This window comes from Psychrobacter sp. 16-MNA-CIBAN-0192 (genome assembly GCF_040309565.1).
Taxonomy (GTDB): domain Bacteria; phylum Pseudomonadota; class Gammaproteobacteria; order Pseudomonadales; family Moraxellaceae; genus Psychrobacter.
Genome location: NZ_JBEOOX010000680.1, coordinates 1 through 240 on the forward strand (window position 1 = coordinate 1; position 240 = coordinate 240).

At 41.2% G+C, this 240-nt stretch carries 1 protein-coding gene; it reads left to right on the plus strand.

Features of this window, described 5'->3' with window-relative positions:
• Positions 1-240: DUF2750 domain-containing protein (locus tag AAEY78_RS14840; RefSeq protein WP_352340248.1), on the plus strand; the 240-nt coding region annotated here is incomplete at both ends.

A 240-nucleotide genomic window follows, 5' to 3' on the forward strand; every position in this document is an offset into this window, starting at 1 on the left:
GATAATGGCTTTGTAGTGTGTGATTCAAATCAATTTGACGAGACTGACGTATTACTACTTTGGGAAAGCGAAGCGGCTGCTAAAGCTCAGTGTAAAGACGAGTGGAAAGAGTACAGCCCAGTAGAAATTGGCCTTGATGAATTTTTAGATGAATGGGTTGAAGACCTAAACGAAGACAATGCTTTAGTTGGCCTTAACTGGAATGACGACCAAGTATGCGTAGAAATTGAACCAGTAGGT